The following is a 16098-nucleotide window of genomic DNA, read 5'->3' on the forward strand; positions in this document are numbered from 1 at the left end:
GGGGGTGTCGGGCGCTCCGTCCGGTCGGGCCGGTTGCGGCGGATGCTGACGGCGCTGCCCGCTGGTCGATCCTCGGGGCCGTTTTCGCCGCCGCAGCCCTCGCCCCTGCCGCCGGCCGCCCGCCGTGCCGAGCGGCGCCGCACCACCCGCCACACTCCCCCGACCACCGCCGGCCCGGTCCGGCACTGACGACGCCGGGCGCCCGCCGCGCTTCGACGTCCAGCCGTCCGAAGCCGCTGGCGAGAGCGACTCCGCCCCTCTCCCGCCAGCGGATTGGCTGTCAGCGAAGGTGGGCATGGCAGCGGCCCGCGGAGCGCAGGCTCGGACCATGGACGTTATCGAGGTACTGCCGAGGCTGCGCATGCTCCGCTTCCCCGTGGGTGCGGCCTATCTGTGGCGGGACGGCGACGGGCTGACCCTGATCGACACCGGGACGGCGGACTGCGCGTCGGAGATCGAGAAGGTGCTGGACGGGAACCTCCTGCGGATCGTGCTGACGCACTGGCACGAGGACCACACCGGTTCGGCCGCCGCACTGGCCGCCCGGCACGGTGCGGAGGTGGTGGCGCACCGGCTGGACGCGCCGGTGATCCGCGGGCAGGTGGCCGGAGCGCCCGCGGTGCTGGAGGAGTTCGAGGTACCGATCAGGGCGGCGCTTCCGCCGCTGCCGCCGGCCCCGCCGTGCCGGGTGGACCGCGAGGTGGAGGACGGCGCGGTGCTGGACTTCGGCGAGGGGGCCGTGGTGGTCGCCGTGCCCGGCCACACGGACGGGTCGATCGCGCTGCACCTCCCGGGCCCGCGCGTGCTGTTCACCGGCGACGCGGTCGCCAACGTCGGCCGGACGATGACGGGAGTCTTCAACACCGACCGCGCCCGGGCCGTCGCCTCGCTGCGGCAGTTGGCCGAACTGGACGTCGACACGGCGGTCTTCGGGCACGGTGAGCCGATCACCCGGGGCGCGACGGACGCCCTCCGGCGAGCGGCCGCCGCGACCGCGTGACGCCGTCGGCTCCCCGGTACGACGAACGGCCGGCCGGCGGCCCGGCGTTCCGGGAAGCCGACGGTCCTTCAGGAACCGCACCCCGACTTCGGGACGAGCGCCGCCGCCGATGCGCCGGGCAGTGGTCCGACAGTCCGTCAGCCTTCGACCGGGGAGGGGCTGACGGCGGAGGACACTTCGCCGGGCTCGGCCGCACCGGACGACTCCGCGGCGGCGCGGCGCAGTTCCGCCGTGAACTGGGCGCCCGCCAGCAGGGCCAGATTGGAGAGCCACAGCCACAGCAGGAACACCACTGCGCCTGCCAGCGAACCGTACAGCCGGCTGTAGGCCCCCAAGGTGCTGGTGTACAGCGCGAAGCCCGCCGAGAAGACCAGCCAGAGCGCCGCCGCCAACGCGCCGCCCGGCAGGCTGCCCCACCGGCGCCACGCCTGCTCGGGACCGGTCCGGAAGGCGATCAGGACCAGCGCCGCCGCCACCACCAGCAGCACCGGCCACCGGAGTGCCGACCAGACCAGCGGGGCCGTCCCGCCCAGGTGCAGCACCCGCCCCACGCCCTGCGCGACCGGTCCGCTCAGGATCAGCGCGAGGGCGCCCACCGCCAGCAGGACCAGCAGCACGGCTGCGGTCACCACGATCCGCGGCGCCGTGCGCAACGGGGAGCGCCGGTCGCTGGTGCCGTGCATCCGGTGCAGTGCCCGCCGGAAGACCGCCAGGTAGCTGCAGCAGGACCACAGCGCGCTGGCGGCGCCCGCCACCAGCAGCGTCCAGCCCGCCGAACCACCGCCGACCGCCTGGGCCAGCACCCCGCCGAGTTCGACCCCGGCCTGGTCGGGCACCAGTGCCGCCAGGCGCGCCGCCGCGTCCCGGGCCGCCGCCGGGCTGATCAGCGCGAAGCCGACCACCGTGGCCAGCAGCGCCGGGAGGACCGCCAGGATCGCGTAGTAGGTCAGCGCCGCCGCGAAGTCGGTGATGTCGTCGGTCCACATCCTCAGCGGCGTGCGTCGCAGCGCCCGCCACCAGCGTCTTCTGCCGTCCGACGAACGATCCATCACTGACCCCCACTCACCGGGATGACCGAGCGCGCCCGGTCGGCCGCCCGGACCGGTTTCCCGCCCTGGTCGCCGCGAAACCACCCTGCTCCTGCGACCCGCCGTTCAGCGCACGGACCGGCGCGCGGCGAGCAGGTCGGAGTGCGGGGCCGGAACCACCTGCAGGCCGTACGCGCGCAGTTCCCGACCCAGGGTGTGCGGGTCGGTGGCCCACATGGTGAACGACTCCTGCTCCTCGCGCAGGAGTTCGCCCTCGCGCTCCACGCGGTAGGTGAACGTGGTGCGGATGGTGTCCTGGTGGGGCTCGCGGGTGGCGCGGGCGCTGTACGCGTCGGGGCCGACGCGCACCGGCCCGAGCGCCTCGACGGCCTCCGGTCCGGACGGGAGGGCGGCGGGCGGCGGGTCGAAGAGGAGGAGGCCGTCGGGCAGCAGCGCGCGGGCGACGGCGTCCCACGCCGCGCGGCGGTCATCGGGGTCGAGGCACCCGATCACGTTGGAGGCGACCGCGAGGTCGACCTCCCCGTCGAGCCCGGTTTCCCCGACCGTTCCCGGATGGACCGTCAACCGGGCGCGTTGGTCGGCCCCGAGCCCGGCTGCGCGGGCCATCAACGCGGCCCGCATCGCGGGCGCCGGCTCGACCGCGTGCACGGGTGCGGCGCCGGAGCGCAGCAGCACCTCCGTGACGATCCCGGTGCCCGCACCGACGTCGAGGATCCCGCGCCGGGCCCGGCCCGCGGCCTCCGCGTAGCGTCGCAGGGCCAGCCGCCGGTCCCGGTCGGCCTGCAACAGGTCGTAGAACTCGACGCTCACCGCGTACTCGGCTCCGGAGTCGCTCACTGCCCCGACTCCCCGAAGCCGACCGGACCCGCCGCCGAGTCGACAGCCACCCTGCCGCCCGTCCCGGTCGGCGGCCCGCCACCCTCGACGTCGACCAGCACCCCAGCCCCCTCGCCTCGCGACCCGGACGGGCCGACCGGCTCCGACGCTACGACGGCTCACCGGCCGATGCACGGGGGCGCGCCACAGCCCGGACCCGGCTGCCTCGTCGAAGGCTACGGGCGCCACTCCTGGCGGTGGTCGCGGTGCTCGGCGTACGACGAACCGCCGTCGGAGGGCAGGTCCCGCTCGTAGTGGACGAAGTGGTCGGCCGGGACGAAGGTGTCGTAGAGGCGGCGGGCGGGGTTGTCGTGGGCGGTGAGCCAGTGCAGGCGCGCCCAGCCGCGGGCGGTGGCGAGGTCGAGGAGGTCCTGGAGGAGCAGGCGGCCCGCCCCGAGCCCGCGGTGGGCAGGGTCGACGAAGAGGTCCTCCAGGTAGCAGACCTGCCCGGTCAGCCAAGTGCTGTGGTGGAGCACGCTGTTGGTGATGCCGATGACCGTGCCCTCGTGCTCGGCGACCCGGCCGAGCAGCGGCTGGTGCGGATCGAGGAGCCGCCGCCAGGTGGAGTCGGCAACCGGTGCGGGCACGGTGGACTCGTAGAAGTCGAGGTACCCGGCCCACAGTCGGCGCCAGTCCTTCTCGTCGGCTGCGGCGAGGTCGCGGATGGTGATCGTCGGGGTGTCGGACATCTGGGCTCCAGGTGGCAGTACGTCGCGGCGTGTGTGGGCGAGAGCCGTGGTGGCGGCCAGCACGGCTGGAGTCTTGCTCAGGTCCCCTGCCCCGCTTCACCGGCCGGGGCCCGGCGGTGGCCGTCGGCGCGGTGGCCGTCGGCGGGGTCGGTCTCCAGGGGGCGCCAGGCGGGTCCGCGGCCGTCGGTGGCGATCCGGCCGAACACGGCGTCGGCGAAGTGGACGCCGAAGCCGATGGTGTCGGGCTCGGCCAGTTCGGCGACGAGGCGGCGGCGGTGGTCGGCGGCCAGGGCGGGGTCGTGGTCGTAGACGCAGGACCACTCGGGTCGGTCCGCCTGGACCGGGGAGTGCAGGGAGTCGCCGAAGGCGATCAGCCGGGTGCCTCCGCCGGTGATGACGAACTCGGTGTGCCCCGGGGAGTGCCCGCCGGTGATCCGGGCCCGGACGCCGGGGAAGACCTCCTCGCCGTCGGTCACCGTGCGGACGTGCGGGGCGAGGGCGGCGGCCTCCCCGGGCGCACCCCCGGCCCACTCCGGCTCCGCCACCAGGTGCACGGCGGGGGCGAACAGCGGGCGGCCGTCGGGGGCGGGCCGGACGGCCCAGCCGAGGTGGTCGGGGTGCAGGTGGCTGAAGGCGACGGCTTCTAACGTCCCCGGTTCCCGGCCGAGTTCGGCCAGGTTCCGGAGGAGCGCGCCGCCGCGGACGGCGCCGTTCGGGGTGGCCGGGTCGGCGGGCGATGTGTGCGGGCCGAACCCGGTGTCGATCAGCAGTGCGCGGTCGCCGTGCTCCACCAGGAGGCCGCCGAGGCTCGCCACCAGGTGGCCGGTGGCGTCCAGGTACTGCGGGTGGGCGGCCCAGAACGCCTCGGTGGTGTCCGGCAGCCAGGCGCGCGGCCGGCCCTGGATCGAGCCGTCCGGCACGAAGGTCACCGTCGTGTCGCCGAGCCGCAGCGAGCGGAGCCGTCCGGGCCGCCGCAGCCGTTCGTCCGCTCCGGTCCTGGTGTCCACCATGGCTTCCCCTCCTGGTCGGTGACGCGGTGTCGGTTCGCCGCCGGGTTCCGTCGCGGCGGTCCTGCCACCATAAGCATCAAGCTAGAAACATTCAAGCTTTAATGATTCTGGCTTGATGGACTTGCTAGGGTGAGGGCATGACGACATCCCCCGGAGCGCGGGACGCGCAGGCCGTCGCCGAGCGGGAGCTGTGCGGCCTGGTGAACGGGCTCGCCCAGCGGATCGCCGAGCACGTGCGCCGTCGCGCCGTCCCGCTGGGCCTCACCGCGGCCCAGGCGACCGCGCTGCGCGAGATGACCGGGCCGATGACCATGCGGGAACTCGCCGAGCGCATGAGCTGCGAGCCCTCCAACGCCACCTTCGTCGTCGACCGGCTGGAGAAGCAGGGCCTGGTCGAACGCCACCCCCACCCCACCGACCGCCGTGCCCGGCTCCTCGTCCTCACCCCCGAGGGCCGCGCCCTGCGCGAGCGGCTCCTCGGCCTCCTCGCCGAGGACTCTCCGCTGGCCGCGCTCACCCCCGACCAGCAGCGCGCCCTCCAGGCCCTGCTGGAGCAGACCGCCACCCTCCCCTAGCGACTGTGCGCTCGACGCACGGTCAGGGCCCTGTTGGACCGTCAGGCACCGTGCTGCAGCGGCTCGGCGCTCCTCGCGCCCGAGACAGCCGGCTGACCCGTCAGGCCGCCCCGTCACGGGAGACGCCCGGCACGCTCCCCCTTTGTCCGGGAACGGGGCCGGGAACGGGCGAACGGGCGGCCCGCCGACGGGGTGTGCGGGCCGGGAAGGGCTACGCTGCGTGGCCAGGGCGGACGGGAGGCGTGTCCGTGGTGGTGCGGCTTGGAGGCGCGGGTGGACGCCGACGGATCGTCAGCGCGGGGCGGGGCGGGTGTGTCGGGGTGGGAGGCCGTCGCCGGGCCCCGGCCGGACGGTGACGGTGCCCAGCCCGCCGCGGGCCTGTGCGGCGCGGGGCGGCTGTCGATCTCCGCGGACCACGGCTCGATCGCGGCGTACCGCATCGACGGCCCCGTGACGGTCCATCAGCACCCGCCGTCGGCGGCCGCGCCGGCGCCCCGGCCGGTACGGGTGGGTGTGGTTCCGTCGCTGGCCTCGGCGTTCCAGCCTCGGGACGGCCTGCGGGGGGCGATCGACAGGGCCCGGGCCGGGCATCCGACGGTGGTGCTCACGCAGGTGTTGTCCGGCGGCGGCGGGGTCGGCAAGTCCCAACTGGCGGCCTCCTACGCGCACCACGCCCACAGCACGGGCGTGGACGTGCTGGTGTGGGTCGACGCCGCGGAGACCGCGCAGATCATCGCCGCCTTCGCGGAAGCCGCGGGCAAGGTCGGGGCGCCGGGTGCGGACGGTCAGGACGCCGAGGGCGACGCGGCCGCGTTCCTCGCCTGGCTGGCCGTCACCGAGCGCAGCTGGCTGGTGGTCCTGGACGACCTCGCCGACCTCGAGAACTCCGGAAGGTGGTGGCCCCGCCCACCGGCCGACGGCAAGCGGGGCCGGGTGCTGGCCACCACCCGCCGCCGCGGTGCGCTCCTGTCCGGCGCGGGCCGTGCCCTGGTCGACGTCGGCCTGTACGACCTCCCGGAGGCGCTGGGCTACCTGCGCGAGCGCCTCGATGCCGCCGGTGCGGCGCATCTCCTCGGCGGCCGGGCGGCCGAGCTGGTCGAGGCGCTCGGGCTGCTGCCGCTGGCCCTCGCGCACGCCGCCGCCTACATGATCAACGAGGACGTGGACTGCGGCGCGTATCTCGACCTGTTCTCCGACCGTGCCTCCCGTCTGGACGCCGTGATGCCGGCCGACGCGGATGCCGACGGCTACGGGCGACAGGTCACCGCTTCCCTCCTGGTCGCCCTGGACGCCGCCCAGCGGCGCGAACCCGTGGGCCTCGCCGCACCCGCGATCCGTCTCGCCGCCCTCCTCGACCCCGCGGGCCACCCCGGCGCGCTGTGGACCACCCGCACGGTCGCCCGTTACCTCACCGACCACCGCGCCCCGCATCCCAGCGGCTCGGCCACGGCGGCGGCCGAACCGTTCACCCCTGCGCGGGCCCGGGCCGCGGTGCGCCTGCTCCACCAGTACGGCCTGCTCACCAGCGACAGCCGTGACGGCCACCGTGCGGTGCGCATGCACGCCCTCACCGCCCGCGCCGCGCGCGAGAGCGCCGTCGAGGCCGACGCCTCGGCCGCCCTCCGTGCGGCGGCCTCCGCGCTCCGGGAGATCTGGCCCGAGCACACCCGCACCGTGCCCGATCTCGCCGCGGTCCTGCGGTCCAACGCCGAGACCCTCGCCGCCCACGCCGACGGCCTGCTCTGGCAGAGCAACGCACACCTGGTCCTCTTCGCCGCGGGGAACAGCCTGATCGACGACGGCTTCCACGCCGGTGCCGTCGACCACTGGCGCCGCCTCGCCGCCGACGCGGGACGCGTCCTGGGCGAGCAGCACCCCCACGCCGTGGCCGCCCGCGGCCAGCTCGCCAACGCCTACCAGCACGCGGGCCGGGTCGGGGAGGCGCTCGTACTCGAGGAGCGGGTGGCCGCCGACAGCGAGCGCCTCCTCGGCAGCCGACACCCCGACACCCTCACGGCCCGCCACAACCTCGCCCTGTCCGACCGCGAGGCCGGGCGGATCGAGGAGGCCGTCCGGATGCTGCAGGAGGTGGCCGTCGACAGCGAGCGCTCGCTCGGCGAGCAGCACCCCCGTACTCTCGTGGCCCGCGCACAGCTCGCCGTCTCCTACCACCTGGCCGGCCGCACCGACGAAGCCGTCAGCCTCCTCGAACAGGTGGTGGCCGACACCGACCGCGCCCTCGGCGAACACCACCCCCACGCGCTCGCCGCCCGGGCGAACCTCGCCACCGCCTACCGCGACGCCGGACGCACCGCGCAGGCCCTGCGGGTCGACGAACGAGTGGCGGCCGACACCGACCGCCTCCTGGGCAGCCTGCACCCCGACACCCTCACCGTCCGCAACAACCTCGCCAACTCCTACCTGCACGCCGGTCGCACGGAGGAAGCCCTCGACCTGCTCGAACAGGTGGCGGCCGACACCGAGAGCGTCCGGGGCGGCCGGCACCCCGACACCCTCACCGCCCGGAGCAACCTCGCCATCGCCTACTGGGAGGACGGTCGCAGTGAGGAAGCCCTCGACCTGCTCGAACAGGTGGTCGTCGACCGGGAACGCACCCTCGGCGAGCGCCACCCCGACACACTCATCTCCCGCCACCACCTCGCCGCCGCTCGCCGGCAGCGGCCCTGACCGCACTCTCCGCCCAGCGCCCGGAACCGGGGGCGGGAGGCCACCGCGGGGCTTCGCCGTGTCGCCGCCGACGCCGGGCGCGGAAAGCCTCGGCGTCCATCTGCCCGCGAGCAGTTGTCAAGATCTGTGGACGGGCCTGTCCGCCCGGGTTCGCCGGTATGGTGAGTGCGGGCCGTGACTGGCGCTGAGGTGGAGAACCACCGGGGAGCGGCCTGACGCGCCTCGTCGATGCCGTGCGCCTGGGCACCTCACTGTGGAGCTCAGGAGTGGCGTGTGATGGAGACTCAGCAGGCACGGCTGATGGACGGTACGGGTCTTGCCCGCCGAATCACCGAGGCCGCCGCGGCAGCGGCCGAGGACATTCGTCGGCGCGCCGGGGTGTCCCCCTGCCTGGCGACCGTGCTGGTGGGAGAGGATCCGGCCTCGGTCACCTACGTCCGGATGAAGCAGGCCAGGTGCGCGAAGGCGGGCATCCGCTCGCGGCACGTGACCCTGCCCGCCTCGGTGAGCACCGGCGGCCTGGTGGAAGCGGTCGCCGCGTTGTCCGAGGATCCGGATGTCCACGGCATTCTGCTGCAGCACCCGGTGGGCGCCCACATCGATGAGCGAGCGGCGTTCGAGGCGATCTCCCCCGACAAGGACGTCGACGGGGTCACCATGCACTCCTTCGCAGCGATGGGGTTCGGCCTGCCCGGCTTCGTCTCCTGCACGCCCGGCGGGATCATGCGCCTGCTGGACGAGTACGAGGTCGACCTCGCGGGAAAGCACGCCGTCGTGGTGGGGCGCAGCCCCATCCTGGGAAAGCCTGCCGGCATGCTCCTGCTCGGGCGGGACGCCACGGTGACCTACTGCCACTCCCGTACCCGCGATCTGCCCTCGATCGTGCGCGAGGCGGATGTCCTGGTAGCTGCGGTCGGCCGGCCGTGCTTCATCAACGGGGCGGACATCAAGCCCGGCGCCGTGGTGATCGACGCCGGCTACAACCCGGGCCATGTCGGCGACGTTGATTTCGACACTGCCCGGCAGCGGGCGAGCCTGATCACCCCTGTCCCCGGCGGTGTCGGTCCCATGACCATAGCGGTCCTGCTCGCGCAGACCGTCGACGCGGCTGCACGTCAACTCATCCGCCCCTGACCGAGGACGAGCGGGCGGCCGGGGTCGGTCTGCCGCTCGGCCGGGCTCCTCTCGTTCGACCGGGACGCCGTTCTCGATTGTGGCGCCGGAGCGGACCGGGACGAACAGATGGGCGCCCGCGCGCTTGACGGGTCGTCAGGCATTCGTCGGGTCAGGATCGGCGGGAGACCGCTACCCCGGCGAGGCACAGGGCGCCGCCCAGGAGCGTCAGCCAGCCGGGGACCTCGCCGAGTGCGGCCCAGGCCATCAGGACGACCAGCGCGGGGACCGCGTACGTGGTGGCGCCCATCCGCCCGGCGGTGGTCCGTGCCAGCGCGTAGGCCCAGGTGGAGAAGGCCAGGGCGGTCGGGAACAGGCCCAGGTAGACCATGTCGATCGTGGCGGCCATGGGCGCCGACCCGAGCTGCGAGAACAACTGGGGGGTGAACGGCAGGCAGGCGACCGTCCCGGTCAGGCAGCCGAACGCGGTGACCTGGAGGGGCGAGGCGTGGCGCAGCGCGGGTTTCTGGCTCACCACGCCGGCCGCGTAGGTGACGGCCGCCAGCAGGCAGAGTCCGACGCCGAGGATGGTGCTGCCACCTCCCCCGGACATCGACAGGCCGACCACCACCGCACCGGCGAGGGAGACCGCCATCCCGGACAGCAGTCTCCGGGGAAAGCCCTCCTTCAGCAGCCACCCGCCGAGCAGCGCGATCAGCAGCGGTCCGATGTTGACGAGCATGGCGGCGGTACCGGCCTCCACCTGCCGTTCCCCCCAGTTGAGGGCGACCATGTACACCCCGAACCACAGGAAGCCCGACACGGCGATCCCGGGCCAGGCCGCGCGGGGCGGCGCGCCCTCGCGCCGGAGCAGCAGCAGGCCGAACAGCGCGACCGTCCCCGTGAGCAGCCGCCCGAGGGCCAGCGCGCCCGGGCCGTAGTGACTCGATGCGCTCCGGATGGCGACGAACGCGGAGGCCCAGAGCAGCACGGTGGTGACGACGGCCGCGAGGGCTCGGCCGTCCGGGCGGGCGGCATCGGTGACGGTGGTGTCCATCCGAGCACGTTACGCGCTGGCGGTGAGCAACCGACAGTGGTTATCGGACATGACGCTGCTGAGCCGGGCCGGCCACGTCGCCGTCGCCACGGACTCCGGACGCCCCGCCGCAGGCGGGCGTGACGCTCCGGACGGGCCGTCAGCTCGGTTTCCTGACCGGAGCTTTACCCGAGGCCCCGTTCCGTCCGTCCGTGCCCGGGTGGATCATGAACTCCCGCCGGGCCCGGGCCGGTCCCGGGCAGGGCGGTGGGTGGGACGCGGACGGGGAGCGGGGGGGAATCGTGGAGTTGCATCTGGCGTACGAGCGCTGGCGGCGGTTCGGGACGGGGGTGGTGTACGCGGTGCTGGCGCTGGCGGCGACCGTGTCGACCGGACGGTGGCCGGTGATCGCGGCGGGTGCGGCGGCGGCCGGGTGGCTGGGGGTGCGGGCGGTGCGCCAGGCGGTGCTGTGCGGTCCGGACGGGGTGCTGGTGCGGGGGCTGCTGTGGAGCCGCCGCATCGCCCGCGCGGACCTGGCCGGAGTGCGCTTCGGGACGGTCCTGCGCTTCGACCGGCGCGGCCGAATCCGCTCGACGCCACTGTGGGCGTTCCGCCTGCCGCCGCGCACCGCCCGCGGCCGGCGGGTCGCCACCGACAGCCTGCTCGCCCTCGCCCGGTGGACGGACCACGTCCTGGCCCGCGACGTCCCGCTCCGCGGCCGTCGCCTGCCCGAGCTGGACGACGCGGCGCTGGACCGCGAGCTGCGCCGGGCCCGGAGCGCTCCGGGCCCGGTGTGGGAGCGCCACCGCCGTCGCGTCGAGCGCGAGGCCGCGCGCCGAAACTCGTGACGGATTGCCGTACCACGCGGATCGTTTCCGCAATGCGGTAGTTCGGCACCAATTCGTCAGTGGACAGAGCTTCTTGACTGGCCATCACCTAAAGGGCTGGTCATACTTTCACCGCGAGTCAGGCAAGGCCTGCTCGCTCCACCGCTCCCTACGCTTGCGCGCCACAGAAGGAAGAGTCCGTGAGTTCACCACAGCCGGGTCCGTACATCCCGCCCGGCCAGTACGCCCCGGCTCCCGGCGGTTACCCGCCGCCGCCCCCGTACCAGCAGCCAGGCCCGCCCGGCGGCTACCCGCCGCAGGGACCGTACCCCCCTCAGGGGCCGTATCCACCTCAGGGGCCGTACCCGCCCCAGGGGCCGTACCCGCCTCAGCACGGCGGCTATCCGGCGCCTCCCGCCCACCCGCACCAGGGCCCGCCCGTCGGCCCCCCGCCGGCCGGCCCGTACCCGTACCAGGGCCCGCCGCCGGGATTTCCGCAGCCCGCTCCCCCGGCCCCACCGGCGCGCCGGGGTCGCAGCGTCAAGCAGGTGATGTCCGTGGTCGCGGTGGTCGGCGGTGCGCTCATGCTCGGCGCCTACTACCTGTTCTTCGCGGACTCCGACCCGGCCAACGCCAAGGTCGGCGACTGCGTGCACAATTCCGGCACGTCCTACAGCCCCTCGGTGTCCATCGTCTCCTGCAGCGCGGGCAACGCGGAGTTCAAGGTGCTGAAGGTCGTGAACAGCAGCAGTGACGGCAGCTGCGACGACGTGGAGGGCACGGTCAGCTCCTACCACAAGTCGACCCGTCACAGCGGCTACGTGCTCTGCCTGGGCCGCAACACCCACTGAGCCGCCGCCCCTGCCCTCCGCCGAACGCCCGACGCGGAGGGCAGGCCACGCCGCCGCCGTTCCCGCTCTCCGCTGCCCTCGGGGTGGTGGGGTGTCAGGGTGCGTTCTGGTAGGCCCGGCCGGCGGCGGTCGGGGTGGTGCCGTCGGTGAAGAGGCCGCTGCTCGGCTTCGCCGGGTCGGCGCCGAGTCCGAACCAGGCGTAGCGCTGGAGCCAGGGCAGGGCGTCGAGGGCCTTGGTGGAGGCGGTGACGAAGGCGGCCTGCTGCTCGGGGGTCGGAAAGCGGGTGCCCTGCGAGAAGTCGATGAGGGCGTACTCGGTGAGCCAGATCGGCTTGTGGTAGCGCTCGTGGACGGCCTCCAGGTAGGAGGTCAGCTGGCTGACGGCCTGCGGGGTGCGGAAGTCCCCGCCGTACCAGTGGAGGGCGATGAAGTCGACGCGGTACCCCTTCGCCGCGGCGCCGGACATGAAGCGGTCCAGCCACCCGCCCGGGGTGTCGCCGCCGTACGCCACCGCCGGGCTGCCGAGGACCTGTCCGGCCTGCATCAGTCGCGGCCACAGCGCCAGGGCCTGATCGACCGTCATGTTCGACTGGGCGGCCATGTCGGGTTCGTTGAACCCGAGCAGGTAGGGGCCGCCCGCGCGGGCCTGGGCGAGGGAGGTGTCGGTGACGGAGGCAGCACCCCAGATCATCGGGACGAACGACGCCGACCCGGGAGTCGTGATGCCGGGGTGCTGGGTGGCCCAGGTGTAGTACCAGCTCGCTCCGGACGCGGCGAGCGCCTGGCTCACCCCGTTGAAGGACCAGACACCGACCCCCTTCCGACCGGACGCGGCGACCCCGGTCGGAGCGGCCGCTCCTGCCCCGGGCGACGCCGAGCCGGCCGGGGACGCGGCGGACGGCGAGCCGGACGGGGACGGAAGGGGCGAGGGCGAGACGGACGGGGCGGCCGACTCCGCCGCGCTCGGCCCGGCCGTCCCGGGCGATGCCGGTGCGGGCGCGGGGGCGGCGGGGCTCGCGGCGAGCGCGGTCGTCGCGGCCGGTTCGTCGAGCAGGCCCGGGGCCAGCCGCGCGCCGACCAGGACCGCCACCGCGGCCAGGGCCGCTGCCGCGCTCCCCAGCACCGGCTTGGAGACCGCCCGCGGCCCGCCGTGCCCGGCCCGCCGGGCCCGCCGGGCCTGCTGCGCCCGGTGCGCACCGCCGGGTGCCGAAGGGTCCGGTGCGGCGCCCGCGGTGACGGCGTCGAGGATCCGCGCCGGGTCGAACTGCGGCGGGACGGGCAGCAGCGGCAGGCCGTACAGCAGCCGCTCCATCGGGAGCAGGCCGCGGTCGAGGCCCGCGCAGCGCGGGCAGTCGCGCAGGTGCCGGGCGAACCGCTTGCGCCACAGCGGCGCCGGGGCCGCGTCCCAGCCGGCGGCGGTCACGTCCAGTGCCTGGCAGCGCGGATCGGCGGCCAGGGCGCGCACCACCAGCCGGGAGACCTCCAGTTGCTTCTTCATCCGGCCGACCCGGACCGCGGTGTGACCGGTCGACAGGCCGAGGGCCGCGACCAGGTCGGCCTGCTCCAGTTCGCCGGTCTCCTTCAGCCACCACAGCGAGAGCAGTTCGCGGTCGGCGGGGTCGAGCCAGCGGGTGGCCTCGGCGATCTCCCGGCGCTGATCGGTGAGGCCGAGTTGAAGGATGGTCAGGCCCGCGAAGTCCAGGGCGGGATCGGGTATCGCCTCCGCCGCCTCCAGCGGGGCCACCCGGTCGAGGGCCACGGCGCGGTCGTGCTGCCGGTTGCGCACCTGCCGGACGGCGATGGCCACCAGCCAGGACCGGAACGCGGCGGGGTCCCGCAGCGCCGACAGCCCTCGCACCGTACGCATCAGCGTCTCCTGTACGACGTCGTCGACGTCGGCATGGCCGCTCAACGCCCTGCCGACGATGTTGTAGACCAGCGGCAGGCACTCGGCCACCAGGCGATCCAGGGCCTGCCGGTCTCCGGCGCGCGCCGCCGTCACCGTCCTGGTGTCGGGTCCACTGCGTGGGGTGTTCGGCATGGAGGTCCGTTCCTCTGTGTGGGGTGCGGTGGGGCTCTGTAGAGGGAGACCGGGTCGGCACCCGCCCGCCAACGGATTTTCCGGCACGGCGCGCGGATTTCTGTTGGCGGGCGGGTGCCGACCCGGTCACCGGTACGTGCACAGGCACCCGAGGAGCACGAGAAGAGGCACCACCATGACACGAGGGCACCGTCGACACGGCGTCAGGTCCCGCCGGCCACGCTGGTGGTACGTGGTGGCCGCCGTACTCGTCGCCGTCGGCACGATCGCGGTCGCCGACCACCTCGGCCCGACCGCCCGGCCCGACCGCACCACCGCCGTGCGGGAGCAGGCCGCACCGAGCCCTGCCACCGCCGCCCCTGACAGCACGTCACCCTCCACCCCGTCCTCCCCCGGTTCCTCTCCCGGCTCCTCCCCCGCGGCGAGCCCGTCGGCGAGCCCCTCGGCCAGCCTCGCGCCGGCGACGCCGAGCCCGTCCGCGACCCGCCCCTCGCCCGGCCCGCAACCCTCGACCGCGCCGCCGGGCGAGCGGCTGATCACCATCGACAACCGGACCGGCGCGACCGTGTGGGCCGTGGCCACCGGCAGTGCGGCCTACCCGCAGGGCCGCCGCCTGGAGCCCGGCCAGAGCACCTCACTGACAGTGCCGAACAACTGGAACGGCCGGATCTGGGGCCGCACGGACTGCGCCTCGACCGCGGCGAGCCACTGCGCGGGCGGCGACTGCACCACCGTCTGCGACGGCCCCAACCCGCCCACCACCCTCGGCGAGTTCGCCTTCGACGCCTACGCCGGCCTGGACTTCTACGACGTCAGCATGGTCGACGGCTCGAACCTGCCGATGTACGTCAACATCTCGCACACCACCACGACCGACCCGGTCAGCCCTTCCGGCTGCTACCACGGCGTCTGCACCACCGAGGTCGACTGCCCGCGCGCCATGCAGGCCTCCGCCGACGGCCGCGTGGTCGGCTGCAAACCACCCTGCGCGGCGTTCGGCGGCGACGCCTACTGCTGCGTCAAGCAGTGGGCGGGCCGCGAGAACTGCCTCCCCTCGAAGTGGCCGGTCGACTACACGCAGGTCTTCAAGAAGGCGGCGCCGTACGCCTATTCCTACGCCTTCGACGACTCCGCGACCATGCCGTGCAAGGGTCCCTGCTACTACCGGGTGACCTTCGGCACCACTCCCTGACCACCGGCCGCCGGGCCGGCCGATCACGCCTTCCGGCTGATGAACGCAGAGCGGCGACAGGTCTGCAGGGCTCCCGAAACTGTGCCCGTGACTCGCAACTGCGAGGCGGGGCGAGCGGGCACCACCGGCACCTCGAACACGAGAGGATCGAGCGCGACCCGGAGGGCCGTCGGCCCTGCGGAACCGAACCCGAGCCACGAACCCTGGGGGCCTGGTCCGGACGCCGGTCGGGTTCTTTACCCCCGGCCGACCGTCCCGCCACCCGCACCGCCCGACCGGCCGGCCGGCGCTGTCGCCGGCGCCGAGTAGGGTGCGGCCATGAAGGTGCCCGATGCGCCCGGCCCGCTGCACGAATTCGCCACCTGGGCCCCGCTGTTGAGCGCGGCTGCGGAGGGCGGCCCGGCTGTCCTGACCGGCTACCTGCGGCCCTTCCAGGGGCGGACTCTCGCCACGGTCCGTGCCGAAGGCGGCCGTTCACCCTCGCCGAGCCGGACGCTCGACTGGGCGGTCCCGGACGGCCACGAGATCCTGTTCTGCGCACCCTCACCTGCTGGTCGGTAATCTCGCCGACCCGACGGAGCTGCGCCACCTCGACGCCCTCGAGTACCTGGAACTCGACCCCGAGCACTGGCGGGCCCTGCTGACCGCCGACGCCCTGCCGCCGGCGCTGCTCGCCGCGGCCGTCCGCCTGCCCCCGGGCGGCGATCCGGCCCCCGCCGCGGCGGACCCGGCTGACGGGGGTCCTGCAGCGAGGCGTCCGCGACGAGGGCTGACCCGCCGTCGCATCGCGGTCGACGCGGCGACCCGGCCGGCCCCGGGGGCCCGGCCCGACGCGGTGGGCCCTGGGCACCCGGCCCGAGGTCGGGCCCTCCCGCGGACCGGTAATTGTCTTGTACGCGTCCGGAGGCTAGCCTGCTCGGACGCCCGCCGAGCTGCGGGCACCGCGGCCGGGACGCCGAATCCCGTCCACCCGGCAGCGGCACACCGAGACACGAAGCGGACGGGAGCGGGGGAACCAGGTCAGTACGCCCGGCCCCCGCACACCCGCGGACGGCCGCGGCTCGGGGTGAAGCCGTTCCACAGACGGCCGGGCCACTCGTGCGGCCCGAACCCGACAGCTCACCTCGCAGGCGTCGCCGAGGATCACCACC

At 74.7% G+C, this 16098-nt stretch carries 14 protein-coding genes and 2 riboswitches; of the genes, 8 read left to right on the forward strand and 6 right to left on the reverse strand.

Translation table 11 applies throughout. From position 1 onward, the window contains the following. Window positions 1-328 precede the first annotated feature (328 nt). Complete coding sequence (locus BX266_RS00340; protein WP_099896928.1) at window positions 329-1000, forward strand: MBL fold metallo-hydrolase; 672 nt, start codon at window positions 329-331, stop codon at window positions 998-1000. 137 nt (window positions 1001-1137) lie between these two features. Here the strand turns inward: BX266_RS00340 and BX266_RS00345 are convergent, their stop codons facing one another. From BX266_RS00345 to BX266_RS00360, 4 genes are all read right to left on the reverse strand, one after another. After that, window positions 1138-1986 (reverse strand): YihY/virulence factor BrkB family protein, encoded by an 849-nt coding sequence (locus tag BX266_RS00345; RefSeq protein ID WP_099896929.1) that lies wholly within the window; start codon window positions 1984-1986, stop codon window positions 1138-1140. A 168-nt stretch (window positions 1987-2154) separates the two neighbouring features. Then, entirely contained in the window at window positions 2155-2886 is a 732-nt protein-coding gene (locus tag BX266_RS00350; protein WP_180290326.1) for a class I SAM-dependent methyltransferase, read from the reverse strand. Window positions 2887-3101: 215 nt separating this feature from the next. After that, a complete protein-coding gene (locus tag BX266_RS00355; protein WP_099896931.1) occupies window positions 3102-3614 on the reverse strand; it encodes a GNAT family N-acetyltransferase in 513 nt (170 codons plus the stop codon). A 77-nt stretch (window positions 3615-3691) separates the two neighbouring features. Next, a complete protein-coding gene (locus BX266_RS00360; RefSeq protein WP_099896932.1) occupies window positions 3692-4624 on the reverse strand; it encodes an MBL fold metallo-hydrolase in 933 nt (310 codons plus the stop codon). A gap of 137 nt (window positions 4625-4761) precedes the next feature. Here BX266_RS00360 and BX266_RS00365 point away from each other — a divergent pair, with 137 nt between their 5' ends. From BX266_RS00365 to BX266_RS00375, 3 genes are all read left to right on the forward strand, one after another. Beyond that, window positions 4762-5199 (forward strand): MarR family winged helix-turn-helix transcriptional regulator, encoded by a 438-nt coding sequence (locus BX266_RS00365; protein ID WP_099896933.1) that lies wholly within the window; start codon window positions 4762-4764, stop codon window positions 5197-5199. A 312-nt stretch (window positions 5200-5511) separates the two neighbouring features. Next, window positions 5512-7887, forward strand: a complete 2376-nt coding sequence (locus BX266_RS00370; protein ID WP_099896934.1) for a tetratricopeptide repeat protein — start codon at window positions 5512-5514, stop codon at window positions 7885-7887. Window positions 7888-8051: 164 nt separating this feature from the next. Then, window positions 8052-8139: riboswitch (ZMP/ZTP riboswitch) on the forward strand. A 24-nt stretch (window positions 8140-8163) separates the two neighbouring features. After that, on the forward strand, window positions 8164-9021 hold the full coding sequence (locus BX266_RS00375; protein WP_099907195.1) for a bifunctional 5,10-methylenetetrahydrofolate dehydrogenase/5,10-methenyltetrahydrofolate cyclohydrolase: 858 nt from the start codon (window positions 8164-8166) through the stop codon (window positions 9019-9021). A gap of 151 nt (window positions 9022-9172) precedes the next feature. Here the strand turns inward: BX266_RS00375 and BX266_RS00380 are convergent, their stop codons facing one another. Then, window positions 9173-10057: a DMT family transporter gene (locus BX266_RS00380; protein ID WP_099896935.1), complete on the reverse strand. Its 885-nt coding sequence runs from the start codon at window positions 10055-10057 to the stop codon at window positions 9173-9175. Window positions 10058-10338: 281 nt separating this feature from the next. Here BX266_RS00380 and BX266_RS00385 point away from each other — a divergent pair, with 281 nt between their 5' ends. Both BX266_RS00385 and BX266_RS38270 read left to right on the forward strand, forming a co-directional pair. Continuing rightward, window positions 10339-10884: a hypothetical protein gene (locus BX266_RS00385; RefSeq protein WP_099896936.1), complete on the forward strand. Its 546-nt coding sequence runs from the start codon at window positions 10339-10341 to the stop codon at window positions 10882-10884. A gap of 527 nt (window positions 10885-11411) precedes the next feature. Beyond that, window positions 11412-11714, forward strand: a complete 303-nt coding sequence (locus BX266_RS38270; protein WP_180290327.1) for a hypothetical protein — start codon at window positions 11412-11414, stop codon at window positions 11712-11714. Between the two features lie 94 nt (window positions 11715-11808). Here BX266_RS38270 and BX266_RS00395 read toward each other — a convergent pair whose 3' ends face one another. Then, window positions 11809-13755, reverse strand: coding sequence for a sigma-70 family RNA polymerase sigma factor (locus BX266_RS00395; protein ID WP_099896938.1), 1947 nt, complete (start codon window positions 13753-13755; stop codon window positions 11809-11811). A 235-nt stretch (window positions 13756-13990) separates the two neighbouring features. Between BX266_RS00395 and BX266_RS00400 the strand changes: the two genes are divergently transcribed. Next, window positions 13991-14947, forward strand: a complete 957-nt coding sequence (locus BX266_RS00400; RefSeq protein WP_259464458.1) for a thaumatin family protein — start codon at window positions 13991-13993, stop codon at window positions 14945-14947. A gap of 318 nt (window positions 14948-15265) precedes the next feature. Further along, on the forward strand, window positions 15266-15508 hold the full coding sequence (locus BX266_RS00405) for a hypothetical protein (protein WP_099896940.1): 243 nt from the start codon (window positions 15266-15268) through the stop codon (window positions 15506-15508). Window positions 15509-15919: 411 nt separating this feature from the next. Next, window positions 15920-16093, forward strand: a riboswitch (cyclic di-AMP (ydaO/yuaA leader). Window positions 16094-16098 lie beyond the last annotated feature (5 nt).

It is taken from the genome of Streptomyces sp. TLI_171, assembly GCF_003610255.1.
Lineage (GTDB): Bacteria > Actinomycetota > Actinomycetes > Streptomycetales > Streptomycetaceae > Kitasatospora.